Source organism: Limnobacter sp. (genome assembly GCF_036846585.1).
Classification (GTDB): Bacteria; Pseudomonadota; Gammaproteobacteria; order Burkholderiales; family Burkholderiaceae_B; genus Limnobacter.
The window spans coordinates 21020-45732 of record NZ_DAIUBR010000026.1 but is presented as its reverse complement, the minus strand read 5'-3'; the positions used below and the strand labels follow the sequence as shown (position 1 = coordinate 45732).

The window sequence follows — 24713 nt, the reverse complement described above, 5'->3', positions numbered from 1 at the left end:
TCATTGGTCCATGCCGAACCCGTTACCCCGGCAGCAACACCCACCCCCATGCGCTGGGTGGTCAATATGCCCAAAGCACAAGCGGCTGACATGGTGCAAAAGGCGCAAACCGCGCTTGGCGTGCCTGTGAACATGGTTCGTCCACTGCTGCAACCCGACAGTTACCTGATTGAAATGCAAAGCATGCCTGTGCGGGGCAATATGCAAAGTTCACAGGCCATTGGCGCCGCCTTGAAAGCCATGCCAGGCGTGCGTTTTGCAAGCCCGGATATTTCCTTGAAAAGCACAGCAGTTCCGGCCCCCAACGACCCAGTCTATGCACCCAACCAGGCCAGTTATATGCACGCGGGCGCCTATGCGTCGCTGCGCATGCAGGACGTGTGGGAACAAACCCGTGGCAGTGCCGCGGTGGTCATCGCTGTGCTTGATTCCGGTGTGTTGTTTGAACACCGTGAACTCAAGGGCAGGCTGCTTCCCGGCTACGACTTCGTGACCCGCGTCACGCCACAAACAGGCACAGTGGAAGCAGGTACTGTGTTTGATTCCGGTTCCAACGATGGCGATGGCCGCGACCCCGATCCTTCCGATCCCGGTGATGCACCGCCACCAGGCTTTACCTGTTCCGACGGGTCTACCAGCAGTTCGTGGCACGGCACGTCGGTGGCTTCGGTGGCCGCAGCGCAGTCCAATAACGGGCAGTTTCTGGCGGGAATGGACTGGAATGCCAAGGTGCTTCCTGTTCGTGTTTCCGGCCGTTGTGGTATTGCCACCAGTTCCGACATTGTGGACGCCTTTTACTGGGCCACTGGCTCGGGCAATGTCGACCCCGCCATTGGCGTGAATCCAAACCCGGCCAATGTCATCAACCTCAGCTTTGCGGCTGACACCGCATTGCTCGATGGTGTTTGCACTGCAAGCGACACAGTGGCCCAAGCGATTGCCGACGCGCGGGCGGAAGGGGTCACGGTGGTGGTTTCAGCGGGCAACAATTCGGGCGGTGCAATTCAGTACCCAGCCAACTGCCCTGGTACCATTGCGGCCGGCGCTGCTGAACAAGACGGGCAACTGGCCACCTACACAGCAAAAGGGGCCAGCAACAGCTATTTGACCCTGCACGCGCCCGGCAATGCCTCGGGTTTTTATGCCGGGGCCAGCAACAGTGGCGCCACCACGCCAGCCACCAATGGCGACACCGCCTTGTTGTTGGCGGGCACCAGTTTTTCTGCACCCATGGTGGCAGGTGCCGTTTCGCTGTTGAAAGCAGCGCGCCCCAGCTTGACCCCCAGTGAAATTGATGGCCTGCTGCGCGACAACGCCCTGGCGTACCCACCGAATGCCGATTTCACCATTACTGCAGGGGTAGCTACCCGGCGCAATTGCACTGGCACCAGTTGTGGTGCCGGCTTGCTCAACCCGCTGGCCACGCTGGCTGCGGTGCGCGCGTTGGCCACCCCCCTGCCTGTTGCCAACGTGCCGCAATCGGCCGTGGTGGGCAGCGATGGTCCCTTCAGTATTGATGCAGCGTTGTCCAGCAACAGCGCCGGGGCAGCTGAAAACCTTACGTTCAGTTGGCAGCAGGTGTATGGCAATCCGGTGGTGTTGGCTGGTGCCACAGGCAGCACTTTGCAGGTTCAGTCTGGCATGACCGCCAATATTGCTGAATTCGCGCTCACCGTGACCGACACCAGCACCAACCGCAGCAACACCAGTGTTATTCGCCTGGCCAATTCCAGCGTGACTGAACGCACCTTCACGCCTGGCGGCGAAACCGGTGGTTCAACAACCACCCCACCTGTGGCTGTTTCTCAGGGGGGCGGCGGTGGCGGGGCGTTGAACTTGCTGGGCTTGTTTGGCCTGTGGTTTGGGTTCTTTATCTGGAGATCTGTTTCAACCCAAGGTAAGGCTTACTGATTTGATCATGTTGTAAAGTTGAGGAAGACTTTTTTGGACTGTATTCCAAACGATCTCAAAATCGACTTTAAAGTATCCGTGAGCAATTGCATTTCTCATTTGATATGCAATGCAAGTGGTAACTCGGGATGGGCTAAAGCAAATTCTGGGTGATGAATTTCGATGTTGTGGCTAGCTTCACCGATGATTTCAAAGTTGCGGATTACTGCGTCTTGTACAAGCAAGTTGTCAAGAAAATCGCTTTTTGTCATTTCTGCCGTATAGCGATTTATCCGATCAACTGCCTCTAAAATGTGTGCAAGATAGACCGCTATTCGTTGTTTATCACGGGTCATACGGGGACGGCCTCAGCAAGAACCGCAGCACGGAACTTTTATGGGAGCGATTTAGGAGTCAGCACATCCACGGGGACACCAAGAAGTTGAAACAACTCGTGTCGAATCGCTCCGATATCAAAAAGAGTGGTTTCAGGAGTCGGATCTATCAAAATATCCAAATCACTACCTTCCAAGTCTTCGCCATGCAGTACCGAGCCAAAAATCCGTGCATTTGTTGCACAGTGCGATTCGACAATTCTGCGAATTGTTTCACGGTGTGCTGCAAAGGCGACAGATGGTTTCAAGCATTACTCCATCTACGAAAACAAACCCGATAATAGCGCGATGCCTTCATAAAAGAAATAATTCACAATCACTGCAAACTATAGCGCTGCACGAAACGGTTGCCCTCGTTGTCAGTGGTGTAAAGCACATAGCTGTTTAACCGCGGTGGCAGCAATGCGTTGGGAATGCTGACCTGCCGCGTTTTTCGTACACAGGCAAACGGGCTTGTTTCATCGCTGTTTGCAGCAATGCATACCTGGTTGAACCCGGCAGGCGGTGACAGTTCAATGGTCAGCGTGGTGGCGGGTGCCATGGCGGTGCCGTAGGCATGTAGTGCGCGCAATGAATTCGCGTTCAGGGTTGGGAAGTTTGCAGAACGGACAGACGCGCCGCGCGTTACGCGAACAAACGGAAACAGCCTTGCACCGGCAATGTTATTGATCTCGATCCCCACACTTAATTGGCCGTTGCGTGAACCTGCTTCCAGGTTGCCAAGGTTACCCACGGTGAATTGGTAGCTGCAGTCGCTGTTGTTGCTGGGGTTTCGAACCAGGTTCAACACGTCGGTACATTCACCAATGTTTGGTCTGCGCAAGGTCAACAGGCTGCTGGTGTTTTCGCCTTGTGTTTGCAGCAACAGTGCACCGCGCACCCTTTGATTGGCGCGTGAAGCAGGCAGCAGGCTTACGTTGCCGCTGGACGCTTCAATATTCAGTTCAAGGTCGGTCCGGATCGGGTTGATCGAAGAAAGTCTGCCGTCGGCTTGCACACTGGTTTGGGCAATGTGTTGCAGCCGTGTGTTGGCAGAATAGGGGCGGAACTGGCCACCTGCCATTTTTAGCACACCGGCATCCGGGCCTGTGCTGCGGCGTTCAACAATTACATCGTAGTTGTCGCTCACTTCCACTTGTGCAAAGTTTGGGTTGCCAAAGTCCAGTTCCTCGAAGGCATTGGCTTTCAGCATCATGCGAACCAGGCAACGGTCTTGTGTGTCGGGTGTGTCTGCAAAGCAGCGCAACACTTCAAAGCCTTCCACACTGATATCAATCAGGTTGCTAAGCGCGGCCACTTCGGCTGCGGTAAAGCCCTCGTTGTCTTGAAAGTCAATGTGCATTACAGGGTCCAGCTTGCTGACACTGCTTGATTGCACAGCAAGGGCGGCCCCGAAGTTAAGTGCCAGGTCGCGCAGTTGCGCAGGGTCGATGGTTTGCGTGGCAGTAACGGCAGGCAACAAGGCAGGGGCAGGGTTGGTCGCCGTGGTGTCAATGGTTGCACGCAGGCTTGGGTTGGCCCGGCTTTCCAGCAAAATGCCATTGCCCACAAAGGCAATTCGTACGTGGGCCAGCGCATCGTCCGTGTAATTGGCCAGCGAATCCTGCAGCAGTTGGCTGAACTGTTGCAGTTTGGCTGTGGTTGGGGTGCTGCCCATGGCTTGGGTTAAGGCGTGAGTGGCTTCATTGATGTGGGCTACGTTTTGCCCTTCAAAGGCCAGCGATGTCAGTGCGAAGTTCTCAGGTGTGCGGTTGTTGTTTGCAAACAGGCGCAGCGGGTGGTTCAGGCCGGTTACATTCAGGGCAAAACTGCCATCGGCCTGGGTGGTGGCGCGTGCACCGCGGGTGCTGTTTGCTTCTACGGCAACCACTTCAACGCCAGCCAATGGGCCACCGTGTGAAGCCACACCACGCAGTACGGTGCCGCCATTGTTGCCATCAACGCCCGTGCCGCTTTCATTGGTGTTGCCGCTTGTGCCCGCACCGCCGCCACCACAGGCAGTTAAAGTTGTAGCCAGCAGCAGAACGCCGTATTTGTTCAGCCAAGATCGTTCCATGTGTATCACCCCAGTTTTGTCATTTGCGGGGCACTGTAGCAGTGCAAGGGAAAAGGGGATAAACACATGGTTTGTGGTTGTTCTCAAGGGATCACCCGGAATGCGGATGCATGTCTTGCGCAAAAAGTGGGATAGAATCAGAATTCACTTGGTCATACAACCGCCAATAATCAGCCAAGACTACTTTTACATGACCAACCCGGTTCAGCATCAAGAAAACTCACTCGTTCGATGGGAATACGCGTCCGTCATCGGCATTTTGGCCATCTGGGTCTGCATGCTGTCTTTCAAAATTGGCGTTGGTCTTATCGCAGGGCTGGCCATTTTTGCGTTGACCCGCTTTACCCGTCGGGGTTTTGTGCTGTTGTTGCAGCCCCACATCAACAAGTTCAAAGGCCGCTTCATGCGCGCGCTGTTTGGCTGGCTGCCCACCTTTCTTACCACTGCTGTAGTGGCTTCGGCAGTTATTTTGTTGTGTCTTGGCGTAAATAGCGGTGTGCGTTTTGTGATTCAAACCATGACCCAGCAAGGCCCGCAACTGGTTGAAGAAGCACTACGCAACCTGAACTCGGTCACAGCCAGCCTGCCTCAGGCCATTAAAGAGCACATTCCGGGCAAGCCCGGCGACCTGTTCAAGATGATCAGCAAAGACGACAGCGATTTCGTTGATTACATTCGCAACTTCGGCGGGGCAAGTTTTTTTATCTTCCTGCAATTTGTGTTCGCGCTTATTTTGGGGGTTTCTGCAGCCTTGTTGGTGCCTGCCGCCAATGGCAACGGCACAGCCCCACGGCCGCTTGCTGTAGCCTGGCTTCAAACCCTGGAAAAGTACGTGCGTTGTTTTACCTTGTTGATGGGCGCGCAGGTGTACGTCAGCATCTGGAATACCTTCTGCACCGCCGTGTTTATCTACGGCATATTGCCTGCCTTTGATGTGGTACTGCCTTTCCGGGAACTGTTGCTGATGTTCACTGCCGTGGCCAGCCTTATTCCCGCTGCAGGCAACATCATGGCCAACACGCTAATTCTGGTGCTGACCATTCGCTATGGCGTTTTTGTGGCTTTGGGTTCGCTTGTTTACCTGTTCATCATCCACAAGCTTGAATATTTCGTGAACGGCTACATCATTGGCCGCAATGTACGCGCCAGCGTGCCTGAAATGCTCATGGCCATCATTCTGGGCGAAGTGGCTTTTGGCCTGCCGGGGCTGATCACCGCGCCTGTTACCTACGCATTTTTGAAAATGCATTGGCAGCGGTGGGGGTGGGTTTAAAGAGAACCTCCAGGTTTTTTTGGCGTTGACACTGTAAAATCAGGCCATTCTTTCCATTGTTTGGGGTAATCGCTTGAATTGGGTTCAACGAATCAACCCGGCCTGGTTTCTGGCCGGGGCCGCATTTTTTCTGCCCATCAAGCCAGCGCCGGTGAATTTATTCATCTTGTTGGCTCTTGTTTTTACCTATCTCAAACCCGAAAGCTGGCGGCTATTGGCTGGTATAGCCCGGCGTACCTCAACGCTTGTATTGATGGCGCTGGTAGTTTTTTTGCTGATCACGTTCATGTACGGCACCAATGACCCTAGTCTTTATAGCGATTTTCTGAGCAAATACGGCCGCCTGTTACTAATTCCCTTGTTGATTCCCGCGTTTCATTCTGCTCAAGATCGTCTGTTGGTCGGGCAAGCCTTTTTGGCCTCCATGGCGATCACTTTGACCTTGTCATATATGGTGTGGCTTCAGGTTGATCTTGTGGCTTTTGGGGTGGTTTCAGATGGCGAATACGCCATTTCATCCAACCCCACTGTGTTCAAGAAGCACATTACGCATAATTTTTTCATGGCGATTGCTTTGTATTTTTGGCTGCTTGCCCTTGGTTGTCGCGTAAAGGAGGGCCGGTATTGTCAGCCAAAGAATCTGGTTTGGGTGATCATTTACGCTGTGCTGGTTGTGGCTGCGTTCATCAATCTGTTTGCCATGGTGGATGGTCGAACTGGCTGGGTGGTGTTTGGCGTAATTCCGCTGGTGTTCGGTATTCAGCGGTTTGGTTTGAAGGGCTTGGTCGCGGGCGCCGCAGCCACTTTGATCATCTTAGGCACGGCTTACTTTACGGTTGACAATGTTCAACAGCGAATTGACAAAGGGATTCAAGAGGTCAGTGACTTCCGAACTGGTGAGGATCAGAAATCAAGCGTGGGTGAGCGAATGATGCTGCAAATCTCGGGCGGGCAAGCATTTGCTGATGCGCCGTTGTTGGGTCACGGTATTGGCGGGGTCAGGAATGCTGTGGCACCTTATGCCAGCGAGTTTGGTGCTGAACCATTTCAGAATCCGCACAATCAATACCTGCTGCTGCTGATTCAGGGTGGTATTTTAGGCCTTGGACTCTATTTGGCTTTTATTTTGTTGGTAATTCGCGGAAGCTACGCCAACGAATGGAGTGCTTTGCACATTGCGCCAGTACTGCTTATGTTTGTAGTTGGCAATTTCCTGAACTCGTTTCACTACGACTTCTCGGAAAGCATCGCGTTTATCCTGTTAATTTCAGCATTAGGTTACTCAAGCAATCATGCCTAACACCAAGTATTTGGCCATTATTCCGGCCCGGGGCGGTTCCAAGGGGCTACCCGGTAAAAACGTTCGCCCTATTTGCGGTAAACCGCTGATTGCCTGGTCTGTGGCCACTGCACTTGAATCTCCTTCGGTTGGTCGCGTCGTCGTGTCAACAGATGACGAAGACATAGCTCGATGTGCCCGAGAGGCCGGTGCAGAAGTGCCGTTCTTGCGTCCGGTACACTTGGCCGAAGACACCACGCCCACCGAGCCTGTACTTCTTCATGTGGTGGAGGAATTAAGAAAAGCTGGCGATCAGGCTGAAAATGTCATTTTGCTTCAGCCAACCTCGCCTTGCAGGCGCAAGGGTGTGTTGGAAAAGGCAATTCAGCAATTTGAATCTGAACGGGCAGATTCTTTGCTCGGTGTTTGCCGCAATCACCATTTTTTCTGGAAAACCCCCTCGCAGCCGCAAGCTTTGTATGATTTCAAGAACAGGCCAAGGCGACAAGATATTCCCGAGTCTGATGTGTGGTACAGGGAAAATGGTTCGATTTACATCACACGAACCTCTATACTTCAGCAAATGAACAACCGCTTGGGTGGCAAAGTTGCCATGCTTGAAATGAGCGAAGAAGAAAGCTGGGAAATCGATTCCTTGGCCGACTTTGAAGTAGTACAAGCCTTGATGTCAGGAATTCAGGAATGAGAATAGAGCGAAATTTGGGCGATTATGTGATCTACGCCGAAGACAGCGTGGTCAATGCCCTCAAGAAAATTGGCGAAAACAAGTCTGGTATTGTGTTTGCACTGGATCAGTCTGGTCACTTGGAAGGGGTCATGACAGACGGGGATTTTCGGCGCTGGGTTATGTCTGGTGTCGAAATTGACCTGACTACGCCTGTTTCCGCCATTTGTAATCGCGAGTTCCTCAGCCTGAAAATTGACCAGGATTACGCCGAGATCGAAAAACGCTTCGATGCCCGGGTAACGGTCATTCCACTAACTGATCGCCTGGGTCACCTTATGGCGGTGGCCTTCAAGAATCCGAAAGAACTGGCAATCGGGAATCGAAAAATCGGCCCTGGTCACGCTGCTTATTTGATTGCTGAAATTGGCAACAATCACAATGGCAGTCTTGAGTTGGCCAAACAACTGATCGAGAAAGCGGCGCAAGCTGGTGCCGATTGTGCGAAGTTTCAAATGCGGAACATGGCCAGCATGTACAGAAATACTGGCGGCGATGCGGCAGACCCCAGCGAAGACCTTGGCGCGCAATACACACTCGATTTGCTGGCACGCTTTCAGTTGAAAGAGGACGAGCTGATTCAGGCTTTCGATCATTGTAAATCACTTGGCATGGAGCCCCTGTGCACGCCTTGGGATCTGGAAAGCCTGGCCACGCTCGAGGCCTATGGCATGCAAGCCTACAAACTGGCCTCGGCCGACCTTAGCAATCACGATTTACTTGAAGCAATGGCCAAAACCGGCAAGCTGATTATCGCGTCTACCGGCATGTCCAATGAAGCTGAAATTCGTGCTGCGGTTAAGCTTCTTCAGCGAAACAACGCCAATTATGTGCTGCTGCATTGCAACTCAACATACCCGGCGCCATTCAAAGACGTGAACCTGAATTATCTCGAGCGTTTGGCTGAAATTGGTTCGTGCCCCGTGGGGTACTCTGGCCATGAACGTGGCGTTCACGTACCAATTGCTGCGGTGGCAAAAGGTGCGAAGATCATCGAAAAACATTTCACCTTAGACCGTGGCATGGAAGGTAATGACCATCGCGTCAGCTTGCTGCCCGATGAGTTCAAGCAAATGGTACAAAGCATCCGCGAGCTCGAAGAAGCATTGGGCACCGACGAGCCCCGCCGAGTCACCCAAGGCGAAATGATGAACCGTGAGGTACTCGCCAAAAGCTTGATCATCAATTGCGATCTGAAAGCAGGTGAAACAATCACTGCTGATATGGTTGAAGTGCGTAGCCCAGGCAAAGGTTTGCAGCCGTATCGTCGCAGCGAGTTAATTGGCAGAAAGGCCAAACACGAATTCAAGGTGGGTGATTTTTTCTATCCCTCTGATCTTGAAGTGCATTCCATCACCTCCCGCAACTACGCCTTCAAGCGCCCGTTTGGTGTGCCGGTTCGTTATCACGATTTTGGTAGCATGGTCGATAAATCCAATTTCACCACCATGGAGTTTCATCTCAGCTATCAAGACTTGAAGGTGAACATTGGCGATTTTATTGATCGTCAATGGGATTTGGGTTTGGTCGTACACAGCCCCGAGTTATTCGAAGGCGACCACGTCATGGACTTGTGTTCGCTTGATGAAAACTACCGTCAGCGCTCCATTCGCGAACTGCAACGCGTTGTGGATGTAACGCGTGAACTAAGAAAGTATTTCAGGGGCAACGATCGCCCCCCCATCATCATTAACGCGGGTGGCTTTACCCAAGACGGGTTTGTTGACGAAAAGCGCCGCATGCAAATGCATGAACAAATCGCAGCTAGCTTGAAAGAAGTAGATGCCGAAGGGGTGGAAATCATTCCGCAGACAATGCCCCCGTTCCCGTGGCATTTCGGTGGTCAACGCTATCACAATGCCTTCATGCTGCAGGAAGACATTGTTGATTTTTGCACCAAGTACGCTTATCGGGTTTGCCTGGACGTTTCTCATTCGCAGCTCACCTGCACGCACTTTGGACAATCTTTCAAAGTATTTATGGAAGCGGTTGCACCTTTTGTTGCGCATTCCCACTTGGTTGATGCAAAAGGCATTGACGAAGAGGGATTGCAAATTGGAGAGGGTCACGTCGATTTCGGCATGGTCTCTGAAGTATTGGCTCATCATTCACCCCAATCATCTTTCATTCCTGAAATTTGGCAAGGGCACAAGAATGGTGGAGAAGGTTTTTGGTTGGCCTTGGACAGGCTGGAAAGGTGGTTTTAATTCATGTTGAATAATCGATCAGTTCTAATTACTGGTGGCACCGGCTCTTTCGGTAAAGCATTTACAAAAACAATTTTGGAGCGGTATCCCGACGTTAAAAGGCTGGTTATCTTTTCTCGGGACGAACTCAAGCAATTCGAAATGAGCCAAGAGTTTGACCCAGCAAAGCACCGAGCCATTCGGTATTTCATTGGCGACATCCGCGATCAGGATCGCATTCGCCGTGCGCTTGAAGGCATTGATGTTGTCATTCACGCAGCCGCATTGAAGCAGGTGCCTGTGGCAGAATACAACCCGTTTGAATGCATTAAAACCAACGTATTGGGTGCCCAGAATTTGATCGAAGCTTGCCTCGATGCGGGTGTTAAAGACGTGGTGGCTTTGTCGACAGACAAAGCTGCTGCACCTATCAATTTGTACGGTGCTACCAAGTTGTGTTCCGACAAATTGTTTACCGCAGCCAATAACATACGTGGCGGCCGCGACTTGAAGCTTTCAGTGGTTCGCTATGGCAACGTAATGGGTTCTCGCGGCTCGGTTATTCCATTTTTCATGGACAAGCGAAACACCGGCGTGTTGCCCATTACCGATCCCGAAATGACGCGCTTTAATATCAGCCTTCAAGAAGGTGTTGATATGGTGCTGTGGGCACTTGAGAACGCCAAGGGTGGCGAAATATTCGTGCCTAAAATACCGAGCTATAGAATTACCGACGTAGCTCAGGCCATTGGGCCAGACTGCGAACACCCAGTTGTCGGCATTCGTCCCGGTGAGAAAATACATGAAGAAATGATCACCGAAAGTGACAGTTTCAACACAGTCGACTTGGGGTGTTATTACGCGATATTGCCTTCGGCAGGTGCTCACTCGGTCGAGTCCTATTGCAAGGCAACAGGCGGGCAGGCAGTTCAGCCCGGCTTTGCATATAACAGTGGAACCAACACCGACTTTCTCACACCAGTGCAATTGAAAACGCTGATGAAGCAACACCTGGGACTCGAGGTTTAACGTGATTCCTTACGGTCGCCAACAAATTGATCAACAAGACATCGATGCGGTAATCGATGTTTTGCGCTCCGATTTTCTTACGCAGGGCCCTGCCGTACCCGCGTTCGAAAACAGGGTCGCAAGCTACTGTAAGGTGCCTCACGCTGTTGCGGTCAATAGCGCTACATCTGCTTTGCACATTGCCTGCATGGCGCTTGAAGTAGGTCCCGGTGATTTGGTCTGGACCAGCCCCATCTCATTCGTGGCCTCGTCCAATTGCGCTTTGTATTGCGGAGCCAACATTGATTTCGTAGACATCGATCCAGCCACCTACAACCTCAGTATTGAAGCGCTGCAGTTAAAGCTTCAGCAAGCCGAAGCAGCAGCGCGCCTACCCAAAGTATTGATCGCGGTGCACCTCAGCGGGCAATCCTGCCCTATGCGGGAAATCAATGAACTGTCCAAGCAATACGGTTTTAAAATAATCGAAGATGCCTCGCATGCGATAGGTGGGCGCTACCTTGGCCTGCCCGTTGGCAATTGCGAATACAGCGACATCACGGTATTCAGTTTTCACCCGGTTAAAATCATTACCACTGCTGAAGGTGGTATGGCCACGACGCGCCAAAAAGAATTGGCCACGCGCATGCAGTTGTATCGCAGCCACGGTATTACACGCGACTCGGAGCTAATGACACACCAACCCGATGGGGCGTGGTACTACCAACAAATCGAGTTGGGCTATAACTACCGAATGACCGATTTGCAAGCAGCGTTGGGTTTGAGTCAAATGGACAAGCTTGATACTTTTATCGAGCAACGTCATGCCATTGCAACCCGGTACAACACGCTGTTGGTTGACCTGCCTGCTGTTATGCGACCATACCAGCACCAAGACACCCATTCCGCTTTGCACTTGTACATCATTCGTCTTCACCTGGATCAAATCAGCGTTAATCACACCACGGTGTTTGATCGCATGCGGGCCAAGGGAATCGGAGTCAACCTGCACTACATTCCCATTCATCTACAGCCTTATTACCAGCGCCTGGGTTTTAAAAAAGGTGACTTCCCCAATGCAGAGAAGTTTTACTCCGAAGCCGTCAGTATTCCCATGTATTCGTCTTTGTCGTTTCAGCAGCAAGACCAAGTGTTAGACGCTTTGCGTCAATCTCTGTCGAAATGAAAGTCGCCATTATTCCTGCCCGTGGCGGCAGCAAACGAATTCCGGGGAAAAATGTAAAACCGTTTTGCGGCAAGCCCATGATTGCCTGGTCCATTCAGGCTGCGCTGCAGAGTGGGTGTTTCGATCGCGTATTGGTCTCAACCGATAGTCACGAGATAGCCAGCTGTGCTGAAGGTTTAGGTGCCGAAATTCCTTTCATTCGGCCAGCGCATTTGTCTGATGATCACACACCGACTATTCCTGTCGTTCAACATGCCATTAATTTTCTGCTTGAACAGGGCGCGCAAGTTCAGCAAGTTTGCTGCGTATATGCCACGGCCCCGTTCATACAGGTGAATGATCTGCAGCAGGCTTTAAATCAATTGCAGGCCACGCAGGCGGATTACGTATTTTCTGCTACCACCTTTACGTTTCCAATTCAGCGTGCGATTCGTCTTGATAAAGCGGGCTGCGTGGCCATGTTTTATCCTGAGCATGCATCCACCCGTTCTCAAGATCTTGAAGAGGCATTTCATGATGCAGGCCAATTTTATTGGGGAACGACCGAAGCATGGTTGGAAGGTCGTCCAATCTTCGGCGCTGAATCGGGCCTTTATTTGCTACCCCGCTCCCGGGTTCAAGACATTGACACTCCTGAGGACTGGGTTCGTGCCGAGTTAATGTTCAGGGCCTTGGATCATGGCCAGTAATGCAATAATCGCGTTCCGGGTCGATTCATCGTCGAGCATGGGTACCGGCCATGTTATGCGGTGCCTTACGCTGGCAGGCAGGCTTGGCGATATGGGTTTTCAGCCAGTTTTTTTCTGCGCCAATTTGCCAGGTAACCTGACAGGTTTGATCGCATCAACTTACCCGGTTGAAATGCTGGGCAACGACAGTCCATTGAAGTTTGTTGAGTTATGCCGAAATTACAATCCACAAGCAGTTGTCGTGGACCACTATCAAATCGATCACCATTGGGAATCTGTAGTTCAAGCTGAAATCAAGGTGCCGATGGTTGTCGTGGATGACCTTGCCAATCGCAAGCATGAATGTACATTGCTGCTTGATCAAAACCTTGGACGCCAAAGTTCTGACTACGACGGGCTGGTGCCAGCCAGTGCACGACGCCTGATCGGAACCCGTTACGCCTTGCTTCGCCCAGAGTTTGCAGAACTGCGGCCGCAATCTCTGGCCAGGAAACTGCAATTCGACCGCATTGCGCGAGTACTCATTTCCTTGGGCGGTGCCGACCCTACCAACGTGACCCTCAGTGTATTGCAACAGCTCAATTCCAATTCAGCGCAACAGCTTTCGCTGATCGATGTGGTTGTTGGCAATGCCTATCCGCATCACCGAGAATTGCGGGCTTTTGTTGGAAAATCATCGCTTCCAATTGCTGTGCACACCCAAGTGGCTAATGTAGGCGAACTCATGTTGTGTGCCGACCTTGCAATAGGCGCAGGCGGGTCAAGTGCATGGGAGCGCTGCACCATGGGCTTGCCCTCTGTCGCAATTGGAATCGCAGCCAACCAAACCATTGTTTTGCAGGGTTTGCAGGCAGCCGGGGCCGCCCTTGTATTGCTCAGCCCGGCCCAGCTTCATACAGACTTTAACAGGTGCTTGCAGCAACTAAACCACACTAAAACCTACCTTGAAATGTCCGAGAAGGCGGCCACCTTGGTGGATGGGGCGGGGGCCAGTCGAGTGGCCCAGTCAGTAGGAGCCTTGTTATGAGTTTGCTTCGTCCTGTTGTTGAGCGCGACTTGGCCCTTCTGCTTGAATGGCGCAATCATGAAGAAAACAGATCAATGATGCTCACTCAATCCAGGATTGAGTACGCCGACCACCTCAGCTGGTTTCAACGCACCCAAGTCGAAGGAAAAAAAGTGCTGTTGGTGTACGAAGAACAAGGGCAGCCACTCGGGCATGTCAACTTTTCCGGTGCTCAGGCAGGTCAGGTTGTCGAGTGGGGCTTTTACACCAGCCCACAGGCAGCCAAAGGCACGGGTTTACGAATGGGCATGGCCGCGCTTAAATTGGCTTTTAATCAATACCGGATTCACAAAATATGCGGTGCTGTTTTGGCGTTTAATGTGGCATCTTTGGCGTATCACCAGCGCCTTGGTTTCTCGCGAGAAGGCGAACAACGTGGTCAAATCCAGGTTGAAACCCAGTACGTCAATCTTATTCACTTCGGCTTGCTTCGCAGCGAGTGGCTTCATTCACAGGAAAAATCGAATGAATAAAATACCTGAGTATCAAATTGCCGGAAGACCCATTGGCCCGCAATATGCGCCTTATGTCATTGCTGAAATGTCAGCCAATCACAATGGCGACTTGTCCAAGGCTTTGCAATTAATCAGCATTGCAAAAGCGCGTGGTGCCGATGCCGTCAAAGTTCAAACATACCGTGCCGATACCATCACGTTGAACTCTCAAGCCCCAGAGTTCATGATAAGTGGCGGTCTGTGGCATGGTAAATCGCTCTACAAACTCTACGAGGAAGCTCACACTCCCTGGGAGTGGCATGGTGAAATGTTCGCTCACGCTGCCAAGCAGGGCATTACCATGTTCAGTTCACCGTTCGATACCACGGCAGTGGACCTGCTCGAGGATCTTAATTCCCCCGCTTACAAAATTGCCTCCTTCGAGGCAATCGACCTGCCATTGATTCGTTATGTGGCCTTAACTGGCAAGCCCATGATTATCTCTACTGGCATGGCTGACGCAGAAGAAATACGAGAGGCTGTAGATGCGGCACGCGCAGGCGGCTGCTCGCAATTGGCTCTGCTTCATTGCGTAAGCGGCTACCCCGCGCCCGCAGGTGATTACAACCTGCGAACCATTCCCGACATGATCAACCGCTTTGGCGTACTCACCGGCCTTTCCGACCACACCTTGGACAACACCACGGCCATCGCAAGCGTTGCACTAGGCGCATGCATTATCGAAAAACATTTTACGCTTGACCGAAGCGATGGTGGGCCCGACGACAGTTTCTCCCTTCAACCCGATGAACTGGAGCAACTCTGCCTGGGTGCCAAAACGGCATGGCAGGCTATGGGCAATGTTGATTACGGGCGCAAGTCCAGCGAAGTAGGCAACGCGCAATTTCGCCGATCGCTTTATTTTGTGAAACCAATGAAGGCAGGCGACACCATCACCGCCGAACACATTCGCAGCGTACGCCCCGGCTTTGGTATGGCGCCCAAGTATTTCGATTCACTGTTGGGGCGCAAAGTGAACAAAGACATTGAGGTCAACACAGCAGTTCGCCCCGAGTGCCTGGAATAAACCATGTCACTACAGAAAATTTGTTTGGTTGTTGACAATCCGCTACGTGATCTGGACGGACTCGTTTTGCTGGCCTGGCACTTCGCACAGCACAACTTTCAAGTGTGGCTTGTGCCCATGTACGACCAATCATTTGATATTCGCGCAATTCGCCCCGATTTTGTATTGCTTAACTACGTGCGCAATAATAATCTTCAGCATGTTTACGCCTACCTGCAAGAAGGTATCAAGGTGGGGGTGTTGGACACCGAAGGCACCGGCGGGAAAACACCGGAAGAGTTTGCCAAACTGGTGGGCAGCAGTGGTGGCGCGCAGCACCTCGACTTGTATTGCACTTGGGGCAGTAGCCAGGCAACGGCGCTTGAAACGGCAGGCGTTGTGCCCGCCGACCGCATTTCCATTACGGGTTGCCCGCGCTACGACTTTTGCGCCGACCCGTGGCGCAATGCGTTGCCCAAGCCACAAATTCAGCCAGGTTATGTGCTGGTCAATACCAACTTCCCGATTGTTAACCCACGGTATTCCGCGGGCAGTCATGATGAATTTAAAACCATGCTTTCTGCCGGGTTCGATGCCGAATTCGCTACGCAATACATTGCCGATGCGCGGCAGGCCAATCAAGGTATGGTCAAATTGATCGATACGCTTTGCGAAAGATTTCCTGCTCAACAGTTTGTATTACGCCCACACCCGTTTGAGTCTCGAGACCCCTATGAGGGTTTGAGCAAACATGCGAATTTTCAGATCAGACAAGAAGGAACATCACTTGAATGGCTGAATCAATGTAGCCTGCTGTTGCATCTTAATTGCAGCACCGCAGTGGAAGCCAGCATGCTGGGCAAGCCTGCCATTTCACCCGCCTGGCTTGATACACCTGCGTTGCGCGTGCCAGGGCCGCATCAGGTCAGTCAACATGCATCAAGCCTGTTGGCCCTCAAGGAATTGTTTGCCGCCCCCGCCCCTGCGAAAACACAGCAAATTGAAAGTATTTATCACAGCATCGATGGGCAATCATCAGCCCGTACGGTTCATTCAGTCATGCAAGTGCTTGGGCAGTCTGCCAGTCGCAGCATTGGTGTTCCATCGCCGTCTCTAAAGTCCAGGCTGGTCTGGAGTATTCGTCGCGCACTGGGTGCACGGTTGGCCATGTGGGTTGAACGAAAATTCGCAGATCCTGCGTTTGTTCAAAAAAAGTCCAGCAAGCTTTTTACAGCAGAGCAGGTTCAACCGTTGCTCAATCGAATCGAAGCAGTAGCACCGCCCAGTTCCCTCGATACAATCGCATCACCTGCAACAAAAGTAACTGTAGTACGCCCAAGGTTGGCCAGCGGCAACACCATTTGTATTCAATCCAGTTCTGTTGTCAACTGACATGTTTAAAAGCCTCATTAAAAACACACTCATCTCGGGCGTCGCATTCTTTGCCGTCAGCGTATTGGGTTTGTTGCTGGTGCCTTATCTTGTGTCGGCTTATGGTGTGGCGGGCTTTGGTGTTATTTCAATGGCACGTTTGTTCATCCCGTTAATGGGTATGGGTATTTTCGATCTTGGGTTTGGTGAAATTGCCACTCACAGTGTGGCACGGGCCAGGGCTGAAGGCCAGTGGGCGCACGCCCTTGCGGTGTTGCTTCAAATCGGTTTGCTGGCACTGGGTATCGGGGCGGTTCTGGGTGGTGTGCTTTACCTATTGGCCCCGTCATTGGGTAACTGGATGTCAATTACAGGCGTGCTATACACCGAGTTTCAGCTGGCGCTAGAACTTACTGCCTTGTTGTTGCCTTTGTTGTTTGCGTCATTGGTTTTTGAGGGCATTATCAAGGGTTTCGAAAATTTCAAATTACAGCGCTTAATTGAAGTTGCAGCGGCTTTGGCCTACACGGTTGGCGCGGTTTACATCATATGGAAAGGATTCGGTCTGTATTGGGTTTGCGCAGTATTTTTATTTGCGCAATCGGGGCGTGCAGTACTTGCACTGGTATTCGCAGTTAGGTTGCTTGACCCACACCGCGTATCTTTTTCGGGGTTTGATCGCATTGCCCGGGCCGAAATTCGTGCCCGCAGCCCCGGCCTTAGTGCCAGCAAAATACTTGGCACAACCCAATCCAATGGGCCTGTGTTGTTGATCAGTTTTTTGCTCGGCCCAAGCAGTGTTGGCGTATACGAAGCGTTGTCCCGAATTCCGCGTTTTGCCAAATCAGTTGTTGGCTTGGTCAACGGTATCGTCCAGCCTTTGGCTGCACGGCTTGATCATGGGGCTCAGGGTGCAACCGACATGGCCAAGCTTATAGGCAATGGTACGTTATTGTTGGCCTGCGTTGTACTGCCGCTTTATGCCAGTGCCATGGCCTTTTCCGAGCCTATGTTGCGTCTGTGGCTCTCCAATGAATTCTCGGGTTTGTGGTACTGGCAAAGCGCATTGTTTGTATTTCCGGCCCTTGCAGGTTTGGTAGGCTTTGGTGCTTCTGCCCTGATTGGTCGGGTTCAGTCGGTTTCAAGGTTTAACCGAATAGCCGTATTGTTCATTGTTGTACAATTGCTCATTGGATTTTTGCTGCAGTCTTGGCTTAGCGAGTTCGCCTTCATCGTTGGGCAGGTGGTTGCTGCCTGCATAGCATTTGTACTTCAGTTCAGGGTTATTCAACAGGCGATTGCTTTGCCCTCGGGTACCTACCGCAAGCTGTCTGTGGTGGTAGTAAGTGTGCTGGCTTTTTCATTGCCTTGTTATTACTTCGCATCGCAGGTCGGCAATCTGTTACAGCTGGCATTGGCTGGCGCGTTGTCTGTAACAGCAATGATAGTGATCAGTTTCGGCCTTGCTTTCAGGCACAACCTAATTCAAAAATTCAAATCATGAAACGTTTTCTCATCACTACACTGGCCGAATATCAAACTGCGTTCTGGCTTAAGGTTGGCTTGCAACTGCGTAAGCAAGGGCATGAAGCAGCGTTCATTTCTTTCGACGACCGCAGCACTGAAATGCTTCAGCAAGCTGGCTTGCAGGTTTTTTCTGCAACACAGGTGGATGTCTCATCACAGTCTTTCGACAGTGTCATGCAGAAGTACGGCATCGATCAGCTCAATTTTTGGTTCGGCCATGAACGGTTTGCGTTTGGTCTGCATGACTCAACCGAGCTACAGCGAAAATTACTCGTTGCGCTTGAGGCGGCCTCACAAGCTTGCACCACTTTCGGTGAAAAGGGCCCCTTCATGATGGTTCAAGAACTGGGCGGATTCCTTTCGGTCATCGGCAGTTATTTTGCTGCACGCAACCAAGGTATTAACAACTACTTCATCGAACCCAGTTTTTTTCGTGGCCGCTTGTTTTACATTCAAAACAGTTTCAAGGCGCTCAGTATTTCCGATTCTTCAAATGACGAAATTCCTCGAGCCGTGCAGGATTATCTTCAAGACACGGTCAGCAAAAGCACAATCGTTGTTCCTCAAAAAGACAAACACCAGTACACCACAGCCTGGAAAAAGATTGTCAATGTACGCAATGCCAAGCGTCTGGCGCAAAAAGTAGTCGACAAATACCTGTTGGGTAAGCGGCAAGAATTTGGATACATCGGTGGTTATGTAGCCACCCATGCACGTATGTTGTGGAGCAGTTTTCGTCTGCGTGGCAGCTACTCAAGCTTGACCGACTGTGGTCAGTTTGTGTATTACCCCCTGCACGTGCCCGGCGACATGGCACTTACCTTGCGCACTCCGCATTTGCTCGACCAGCTGGCTTTGGTCGATTTCATTTGCAGGTCTGTACCGCACACCCACACCGTGGTTTTCAAAGAACACCCCGCCATGGTTGGTGCAATCGACAGTGCTCGCGTACTTGCCTTGCTCAAAAAGCATGACAATCTTAAACTACTCCGTCCCTCGACCAACAACTATGAGGTGTTGAAAAAAACTGATCTGGTGGTGTCGATCAATTCAAAAAGTGGAGCAGAGGCCCTGTTGCTTGACAAGCAAGTGATTGCACTGGGCGACGCGTTCTACACCCATTGCCCGCTTGTTCAGTACGTTGCCAATTTAAAAGATTTACCGCAAACCATTGCAAGTAATCTGGCTGGTCGGCATATCGCGCGCACCGAAGAAGGCATCCAAAGGTATTTTGCCAAAGTGTGGGAACATACAGTGGCCGGTGAACTGTATGTGGCCGAAGACAGCAGCGTCGACAATTTCACGCAAGGCATGCTCCAAGCCCTGGAGGGGCGGGAATGAACGATCAACTTGTTTCCATCATCACGCCTGCCTACAAAGCTGCCGCGTATGTCGGCGAAACAATTGAATCGGTGCTGGCTCAAACTTACCCGCATTGGGAAATGCTGATTGCCAACGATTGTTCACCCGACAACACTGCTGAAGTGGTTCAAGCCTATTGCCAGCGTGACCCCAGAATTCGCTTGATCAACATGCCTCAAAATGGCGGTCCGGCCGCTGCCCGCAATGGTGCAATTGCGCAGGCCCAAGGCCGCTGGCTCGCATTTCTGGATAGCGACGATTTGTGGTTGCCCACCAAGTTACAGGATTCCCTGACCCACGCGCACGCCACTCAGGCCGCCATTGTGTACACCGCCTTTCGGCGAATTTCTGCAGATGGCGCACAGGTTGGCAAACCGGTCACCGTGCCCGCCTCGTTGAGCTATCACCAGTTGCTGGGCAACACCGCAATAGCCACATCAACCGTATTGGTGGACTGTAGCAAGTCTGGGCCGGTGGTTATGCGTAAAACCTACTACGATGATTTCGATTGCTGGCTTCAAATCCTCAAGCGTGGAAACATGGCACATGGACTGAACAAAGACCTCATGCGCTACCGTGTACTCGGGCAGTCTGTGTCGCGCAACAAAAAGAAATCGGCTTTGCATGTTTGGCGCGCTTATCGCGACCTTGAAAAGCTCAATGTAATTCAGTCGGCTTGGTATTTCTTGCAATATGCCATGCGCGGCCTGCTTAAGTACCGAAAGTTTTAAAAGGCAATAAGATATGGCGGTAATTCTGCTCACAGGTGCCTCAGGTTTTGTTGGGCAACACTTACTTGCGCATTTGCAAGGGCAGGGTCATGACGTTCGGCTGCTGTTGCGCAACCCTTTGCCTCTGCATATTCCGTACAGTGGGCAGATGTACCTCATGCAGTCGGTTACCGACAAAGCCACTTTTTCCCAAGCTTGCAAGGGTGTCAATGTGGTGTTGCACGTGGGCGGTTTGGCGCACATCACCAATGCCCGGCTGGCCCAGCAGCATGAGCCTTTTCAGCAAGTGAATGTGCAGTGGACACAGTACCTTGCCGAAACTGCATTTCGCGCGGGTGTTCATCGTTTTGTATTGGTCAGTTCGATTGGTGCTGTGGGTAATATCACCATCCCTGGCAATAAACTTGACGAACACACGCCGTGTAATCCTTCCGGCCCCTATGCTTTGTCCAAATTGCAAGCAGAGCAGGCGCTGGCCGATGTCGCCCGGCACTTGAACGGCAGCTACGCTATTGTTCGTCCCCCCTTGGTTCATGGTCTTGGCGCGCCGGGCAATCTCGCCAAGTTGGCAGCCTGGGTCAATAAAGGTATCCCTTTACCGTTGGCTGGCTTGCGCAATCAGCGTAGTCTTGTGCATGTAGAAAACTTGGTTCAGGCCATTGAATTGTTAGCCTTCCATGCTTCGGCACACCAGCAGATTTTTCATGTTGCAGATTCAGTCGACTATTCGACTACCGATATTCTTAACGGTGTCGGCAATTGTCTGGGGGTTCAGCCTCGCTTGTTCGGGCTTCCGCTAAACTGGTTGCGTTGGGTGGGTAAATTGTTGGGCAAGCAAGCCATGGCCGATCAACTGACTGCCAATTTGCAGGTTGATTCCGCTCACCTTCAGCGCACTTTGGGTTACCGCGCTCGCCTATTACCCATTGAAGTTTAACCGCACACGCCGAAACGCATGAAAAGACTACTGGATCTGTTACTTTGCTTTGCCCTCTTGCCTTTTTTGGTACTGCCCTGCATGGTACTTTTCGTGTTGGTGCGTGCTACCTCCACGGGGCCTGTTCTGTATTGGTCTGACCGGGTGGGGCAGAACAACCACATTTTCAAAATGCCGAAGTTTCGAAGCATGCGAATAGACACCCCCGCAGTAGCCACCCACCTGCTTCAAGATCCGACAATCTACCTCACACCCATTGGCTCGTTTTTGCGCAAAAGCAGCCTCGACGAGCTTCCACAACTGTGGTGTATTTTTAAAGGTGAAATGAGTTTTGTGGGGCCGCGCCCGGCATTGTTCAATCAGCACGATCTCATTGAGGCACGCACTCAATGCAATGTTCATCTGATTAAACCCGGCCTTACCGGTTGGGCACAGGTTAACGGGCGCGATGAAATTCCTATTCCCCAAAAGGTGGCCTTTGATCTTGAATATGCACAAAAACAAAGCTTGTGGTTTGATATCCAGATACTGTTTTTGACCTTTCTCAAAGTGGTTCGTACCGAAGGGGTTTCTCACTAATGGGGGCTCGCCAACGAATTACCGAGCCCTTGCTCAACATGCCGCGCATTGCCAAGCGCTTGTTGGCGGTGGGGCTTGATATGACCTTGGCCGTGTTTACCGTGTGGGCCGCGCTTTGTCTGCGCCTAGAGGAGTGGGTGCGGTTCGAGCCCCAGCATCTTTGGTACATCGGCGTTTCCATTGGCCTGGCCACACCCATATTCACCAAGTTTGGTTTGTACCATGCCATTTTTCGGTATAGCGGCTGGAATGCGTTGCTGACCGTGGCCAAGGCCAATTTACTTTACGGCTTCTTGTATGCACTTATTTTTACCGTAATCAGCGTGCCTGAATTGTTGCGCTCCATGGGCATAATCCAGCCAGTACTGTTTTTCCTGGCGGTGGCCGCCAGTCGGGTTACTGTGGGTTATTGGTTTGGCAGCGATCATCGGTTTTCCAGTCGCAACAGGCTGCTACCTGGCGTGCTTATTTATGGCGCAGGTGAAACTGGTCGTCAATTGTTGGCCGCGCTGGATCGTGGTCGCGATTTCCGTGTGCTTGGTTTTCTCGACGACAGCAAAACACTGCAAGGCAATCGCATCGATGGTCGCGTGGTTTACAACCCCATTAACCTGTCAAAGCTGATTGGCAGGCTGGAGGCCACCGACATATGGTTGGCCATGCCTTCCATAGGCCGTCAGCGCAGAAATGAAATTTTGAACGAACTGGGGCGCCACAACGTGCACGTGCGCACGGTGCCTACCTTGGGCGACCTTCTTTCTGGCCGGGTGCGTACTACTGACGTTCGCGAACTCGACATTGAAGACCTGCTTGGGCGTGACCCAGTTGCTCCCAACCCGGAATTGATGAATCGCCACATCATGGGCAAAACCGTCATGATCACGGGCGCGGGGGGCAGCATTGGCAGCGAACTATGCCGCCAAATCGTGGCTTGCAAACCCAGCCGTGTTTTGCTGGTTGAGCAAAGTGAATTCGCGTTGTACAACATCCACGCCGAGCTTCAGCCTTTTGAACAACAGGGCATTTCAGTTGTGCCCCTGTTGGCCTCCGTTCGTGACCAGGCCACCATGGATCGCTTCATGTCCACCTGGAAGCCTGAAACCGTCTACCACGCTGCAGCTTACAAGCATGTGCCACTGGTTGAACACAACATTGCTCAGGGCCTGCTGAACAACATTTGGGGCACGCTAACCTGCGCGCAAAGTGCCGCCCGGTTTGGCGTTCAAAATTTTGTGTTGATCAGCACCGACAAAGCAGTGCGCCCCACCAATGTCATGGGGGCCAGCAAGCGCGTGGCTGAAATGGTGTTGCAAGCCTTGGCTGAAACAGGGCAGGGTGGTGCACCGTTGCATGGCACTTGTTTCTCGATGGTGCGTTTTGGCAATGTATTAGGTTCCTCGGGCTCAGTGGTACCTTTGTTTCGCAGTCAAATCAAGGAAGGCGGCCCAATTACACTGACTCACCAAGATATTACCCGTTATTTTATGACCATTCCTGAAGCCGCCCAGTTGGTTATTCAGGCTGCCGCCATGTCAAAAGGTGGGGATGTATTTGTGCTCGATATGGGTCAGCCCGTGCGAATTTATGATCTTGCACAGCGCATGGTCGAATTGTCGGGCTTTACCGTTCTGGACAGCAACAATCAGCAAGGTGACATTGAAATCCAGGTCACCGGTTTGCGCCCTGGCGAAAAGCTCTATGAAGAACTGTTGATCGGTGACAACCCCGAGAACACCAGCCACCCTCGCATTATGAAAGCCCATGAAAGCTTTTTGCCTTGGGAAGAATTGCAGGGCAAGTTACAGGCCCTGCAACACTCCCTTCAACTTGAAAGGCTGCCAGAAAGCATTGACTGGCTGCAAACTATGGTGGCTGGGTACACGGGTACAACCCAACTGGTCGATTGGGTTTATCAAGAAAGCAATCAACCAACCACGGTTTTAAAGTAATCGATTGTTTTTCGCAAGCCTTCTTCAAGCCGCACTGCCGGTTCCCACCCCAACTTCCCCTTTGCCAGTTCAATATTGGGTTGGCGCTGCTTGGGGTCATCTTGCGGCAACGGCATGAAGGTCAGCTTGCTGTTCGATCCTGTCAATTCAATTACTTTTTCTGCAAGTTCCAGCATCGTGAATTCGCCGGGGTTGCCCAAGTTCACCGGCCCTGTAAAGCCGGGTTCGGTGTTCATCAAGCGAATAAAACCTTCGATCAAATCGTCCACGTAGCAAAAGCTGCGGGTCTGGCTACCGTCACCAAATATCGTAATGTCTTGGCCTTTCAGAGCTTGCACAATAAAGTTACTCACCACGCGGCCATCGTTGGGGTGCATGCGAGGGCCGTAGGTGTTGAAAATTCGGGCCACTTTAATGTCCAGGTTGTGTTGGCGGTAGTAATCGAAAAACAGGGTTTCGGCGCAGCGCTTGCCCTCGTCGTAACAACTTCGAATACCAATCGGGTTCACGCGGCCCCAGTATTCTTCTGGCTGTGGGTGTATTTCCGGGTCGCCGTACACCTCGCTGGTGCTGGCCTGGAAAATTCTGGCCTTCACGCGCTTGGCCAAACCCAGCATATTGATTGCGCCGTGCACACTGGTTTTTGTGGTTTGCACCGGGTCGTGCTGGTAATGCACCGGGCTTGCAGGGCAAGCCAGGTTGTAAATTTGGTCTACTTCGATGTAAAGCGGAAACGTAACATCGTGTCTAATCAACTCAAAATAAGGGTTGCTCAGCAGATGCGCCACATTTTCTTTGCTGCCGGTGAAATAATTGTCAGCACAAATTACCTCGTTGCCCTCGGCCAGCAAACGTTCGCACAGGTGCGACCCCAAAAAACCTGCACCACCAGTTACCAATATTCTGCTTTTCATTCGTTCGAGTTCCGCTTTTGTGCTTTGCGCAATCCGTTATTCTAAAGCCATTCAACATTTACAGGGCGTA

23 protein-coding genes are annotated in these 24713 nt (G+C 51.9%); 18 read left to right on the top strand and 5 right to left on the bottom strand.

What is annotated here, in order from left to right; genetic code table 11:
- Window positions 1-1911, top strand: a 1911-nt coding sequence (locus tag V7028_RS11865) for a S8 family peptidase (RefSeq protein ID WP_334120296.1), incomplete at its 5' end; no start/stop codon positions are given.
- On the opposite strand, the gene V7028_RS11860 is transcribed toward V7028_RS11865, so the two are convergent.
- From V7028_RS11860 to V7028_RS11845, 4 genes are all read right to left on the bottom strand, one after another.
- Window positions 1888-2010, bottom strand: coding sequence for a HepT-like ribonuclease domain-containing protein (locus V7028_RS11860; RefSeq protein WP_334120295.1), 123 nt, complete (start codon window positions 2008-2010; stop codon window positions 1888-1890). The genes V7028_RS11865 and V7028_RS11860 overlap by 24 nt on opposite strands.
- Window positions 2007-2246: a HepT-like ribonuclease domain-containing protein gene (locus tag V7028_RS11855; RefSeq protein ID WP_334120294.1), complete on the bottom strand. Its 240-nt coding sequence runs from the start codon at window positions 2244-2246 to the stop codon at window positions 2007-2009. The genes V7028_RS11860 and V7028_RS11855 overlap by 4 nt, the downstream gene beginning before the upstream one ends.
- 38 nt (window positions 2247-2284) lie before the next feature.
- Window positions 2285-2533, bottom strand: a complete 249-nt coding sequence (locus tag V7028_RS11850; RefSeq protein WP_334120293.1) for a nucleotidyltransferase family protein — start codon at window positions 2531-2533, stop codon at window positions 2285-2287.
- Between the two features lie 68 nt (window positions 2534-2601).
- Window positions 2602-4341, bottom strand: coding sequence for a hypothetical protein (locus V7028_RS11845; RefSeq protein WP_334120292.1), 1740 nt, complete (start codon window positions 4339-4341; stop codon window positions 2602-2604).
- A gap of 190 nt (window positions 4342-4531) precedes the next feature.
- Here V7028_RS11845 and V7028_RS11840 point away from each other — a divergent pair, with 190 nt between their 5' ends.
- From V7028_RS11840 to V7028_RS11760, 17 genes are all read left to right on the top strand, one after another.
- Window positions 4532-5614, top strand: a complete 1083-nt coding sequence (locus tag V7028_RS11840) for an AI-2E family transporter (protein WP_334120291.1) — start codon at window positions 4532-4534, stop codon at window positions 5612-5614.
- A gap of 73 nt (window positions 5615-5687) precedes the next feature.
- Entirely contained in the window at window positions 5688-6914 is a 1227-nt protein-coding gene (locus V7028_RS11835; protein ID WP_334120290.1) for an O-antigen ligase family protein, read from the top strand.
- Window positions 6907-7599 carry an acylneuraminate cytidylyltransferase family protein gene (locus V7028_RS11830; RefSeq protein ID WP_334120289.1) on the top strand — a complete coding sequence of 231 codons (693 nt, stop codon included), beginning with the start codon at window positions 6907-6909 and terminating at the stop codon, window positions 7597-7599. The genes V7028_RS11835 and V7028_RS11830 overlap by 8 nt, the downstream gene beginning before the upstream one ends.
- Window positions 7596-9845, top strand: a complete 2250-nt coding sequence (locus tag V7028_RS11825; protein WP_334120288.1) for an N-acetylneuraminate synthase family protein — start codon at window positions 7596-7598, stop codon at window positions 9843-9845. The genes V7028_RS11830 and V7028_RS11825 overlap by 4 nt, the downstream gene beginning before the upstream one ends.
- A 3-nt stretch (window positions 9846-9848) precedes the next feature.
- The gene (pseB, locus tag V7028_RS11820; RefSeq protein ID WP_334120287.1) at window positions 9849-10853 is read left to right on the top strand and encodes a UDP-N-acetylglucosamine 4,6-dehydratase (inverting); all 1005 of its coding nucleotides are present in this window, start codon (window positions 9849-9851) and stop codon (window positions 10851-10853) included.
- 1 nt (window position 10854) lies between these two features.
- The gene (pseC, locus tag V7028_RS11815; protein WP_334120286.1) at window positions 10855-12018 is read left to right on the top strand and encodes a UDP-4-amino-4,6-dideoxy-N-acetyl-beta-L-altrosamine transaminase; all 1164 of its coding nucleotides are present in this window, start codon (window positions 10855-10857) and stop codon (window positions 12016-12018) included.
- Complete coding sequence (gene pseF / locus V7028_RS11810) at window positions 12015-12707, top strand: pseudaminic acid cytidylyltransferase (protein ID WP_334120285.1); 693 nt, start codon at window positions 12015-12017, stop codon at window positions 12705-12707. Before pseC ends, pseF begins: the two co-directional genes overlap by 4 nt.
- Window positions 12697-13734, top strand: coding sequence for a UDP-2,4-diacetamido-2,4,6-trideoxy-beta-L-altropyranose hydrolase (pseG, locus tag V7028_RS11805; protein WP_334120284.1), 1038 nt, complete (start codon window positions 12697-12699; stop codon window positions 13732-13734). Before pseF ends, pseG begins: the two co-directional genes overlap by 11 nt.
- Entirely contained in the window at window positions 13731-14246 is a 516-nt protein-coding gene (pseH, locus tag V7028_RS11800; protein WP_334120283.1) for a UDP-4-amino-4,6-dideoxy-N-acetyl-beta-L-altrosamine N-acetyltransferase, read from the top strand. Before pseG ends, pseH begins: the two co-directional genes overlap by 4 nt.
- Window positions 14239-15294 (top strand): pseudaminic acid synthase, encoded by a 1056-nt coding sequence (gene pseI, locus V7028_RS11795; protein ID WP_334120282.1) that lies wholly within the window; start codon window positions 14239-14241, stop codon window positions 15292-15294. Before pseH ends, pseI begins: the two co-directional genes overlap by 8 nt.
- 3 nt (window positions 15295-15297) lie before the next feature.
- Window positions 15298-16665: a surface carbohydrate biosynthesis protein gene (locus tag V7028_RS11790; RefSeq protein WP_334120281.1), complete on the top strand. Its 1368-nt coding sequence runs from the start codon at window positions 15298-15300 to the stop codon at window positions 16663-16665.
- Window position 16666: 1 nt separating this feature from the next.
- Window positions 16667-18148, top strand: coding sequence for a lipopolysaccharide biosynthesis protein (locus V7028_RS11785; RefSeq protein ID WP_334120280.1), 1482 nt, complete (start codon window positions 16667-16669; stop codon window positions 18146-18148).
- Window positions 18145-19512, top strand: coding sequence for a capsular polysaccharide export protein, LipB/KpsS family (locus tag V7028_RS11780; protein ID WP_334120279.1), 1368 nt, complete (start codon window positions 18145-18147; stop codon window positions 19510-19512). Before V7028_RS11785 ends, V7028_RS11780 begins: the two co-directional genes overlap by 4 nt.
- Window positions 19509-20264: a glycosyltransferase family 2 protein gene (locus V7028_RS11775; protein WP_334120278.1), complete on the top strand. Its 756-nt coding sequence runs from the start codon at window positions 19509-19511 to the stop codon at window positions 20262-20264. Before V7028_RS11780 ends, V7028_RS11775 begins: the two co-directional genes overlap by 4 nt.
- A gap of 13 nt (window positions 20265-20277) precedes the next feature.
- Window positions 20278-21201, top strand: coding sequence for an NAD-dependent epimerase/dehydratase family protein (locus tag V7028_RS11770; RefSeq protein ID WP_334120277.1), 924 nt, complete (start codon window positions 20278-20280; stop codon window positions 21199-21201).
- An 18-nt stretch (window positions 21202-21219) separates the two neighbouring features.
- Window positions 21220-21780: a sugar transferase gene (locus tag V7028_RS11765; protein ID WP_334120276.1), complete on the top strand. Its 561-nt coding sequence runs from the start codon at window positions 21220-21222 to the stop codon at window positions 21778-21780.
- Window positions 21780-23729, top strand: coding sequence for a polysaccharide biosynthesis protein (locus V7028_RS11760; protein ID WP_334120275.1), 1950 nt, complete (start codon window positions 21780-21782; stop codon window positions 23727-23729). The genes V7028_RS11765 and V7028_RS11760 overlap by 1 nt, the downstream gene beginning before the upstream one ends.
- Here the strand turns inward: V7028_RS11760 and V7028_RS11755 are convergent.
- On the bottom strand, window positions 23705-24643 hold the full coding sequence (locus tag V7028_RS11755; RefSeq protein WP_334120274.1) for a UDP-glucuronic acid decarboxylase family protein: 939 nt from the start codon (window positions 24641-24643) through the stop codon (window positions 23705-23707). The two genes, V7028_RS11760 and V7028_RS11755, sit on opposite strands and share 25 nt — an antisense overlap.
- Between the last annotated feature and the right edge of the window lie 70 nt (window positions 24644-24713).

Excerpts from the sequence above, each read along its gene's own strand:
- pseI (WP_334120282.1), top strand. The coding sequence starts at position 14,239 with ATGAATAAAATACCTGAGTATCAAATTGCCGGAAGACCCATTGGCCCG.
- pseG (WP_334120284.1), top strand. The coding sequence starts at position 12,697 with ATGGCCAGTAATGCAATAATCGCGTTCCGGGTCGATTCATCGTCGAGC.
- pseF (WP_334120285.1), top strand. The coding sequence starts at position 12,015 with ATGAAAGTCGCCATTATTCCTGCCCGTGGCGGCAGCAAACGAATTCCG.
- V7028_RS11780 (WP_334120279.1), top strand. The coding sequence starts at position 18,145 with ATGAAACGTTTTCTCATCACTACACTGGCCGAATATCAAACTGCGTTC.
- V7028_RS11855 (WP_334120294.1), bottom strand. The coding sequence starts at position 2,246 with ATGACCCGTGATAAACAACGAATAGCGGTCTATCTTGCACACATTTTA.
- V7028_RS11845 (WP_334120292.1), bottom strand. The coding sequence starts at position 4,341 with ATGGAACGATCTTGGCTGAACAAATACGGCGTTCTGCTGCTGGCTACA.
- V7028_RS11770 (WP_334120277.1), top strand. The coding sequence starts at position 20,278 with ATGGCGGTAATTCTGCTCACAGGTGCCTCAGGTTTTGTTGGGCAACAC.
- pseB (WP_334120287.1), top strand. The coding sequence starts at position 9,849 with ATGTTGAATAATCGATCAGTTCTAATTACTGGTGGCACCGGCTCTTTC.
- V7028_RS11840 (WP_334120291.1), top strand. The coding sequence starts at position 4,532 with ATGACCAACCCGGTTCAGCATCAAGAAAACTCACTCGTTCGATGGGAA.
- pseH (WP_334120283.1), top strand. The coding sequence starts at position 13,731 with ATGAGTTTGCTTCGTCCTGTTGTTGAGCGCGACTTGGCCCTTCTGCTT.
- V7028_RS11760 (WP_334120275.1), top strand. The coding sequence starts at position 21,780 with ATGGGGGCTCGCCAACGAATTACCGAGCCCTTGCTCAACATGCCGCGC.
- V7028_RS11785 (WP_334120280.1), top strand. The coding sequence starts at position 16,667 with ATGTTTAAAAGCCTCATTAAAAACACACTCATCTCGGGCGTCGCATTC.
- V7028_RS11790 (WP_334120281.1), top strand. The coding sequence starts at position 15,298 with ATGTCACTACAGAAAATTTGTTTGGTTGTTGACAATCCGCTACGTGAT.
- V7028_RS11825 (WP_334120288.1), top strand. The coding sequence starts at position 7,596 with ATGAGAATAGAGCGAAATTTGGGCGATTATGTGATCTACGCCGAAGAC.
- V7028_RS11830 (WP_334120289.1), top strand. The coding sequence starts at position 6,907 with ATGCCTAACACCAAGTATTTGGCCATTATTCCGGCCCGGGGCGGTTCC.
- V7028_RS11755 (WP_334120274.1), bottom strand. The coding sequence starts at position 24,643 with ATGAAAAGCAGAATATTGGTAACTGGTGGTGCAGGTTTTTTGGGGTCG.
- V7028_RS11775 (WP_334120278.1), top strand. The coding sequence starts at position 19,509 with ATGAACGATCAACTTGTTTCCATCATCACGCCTGCCTACAAAGCTGCC.
- V7028_RS11860 (WP_334120295.1), bottom strand. The coding sequence starts at position 2,010 with ATGAGAAATGCAATTGCTCACGGATACTTTAAAGTCGATTTTGAGATC.
- V7028_RS11765 (WP_334120276.1), top strand. The coding sequence starts at position 21,220 with ATGAAAAGACTACTGGATCTGTTACTTTGCTTTGCCCTCTTGCCTTTT.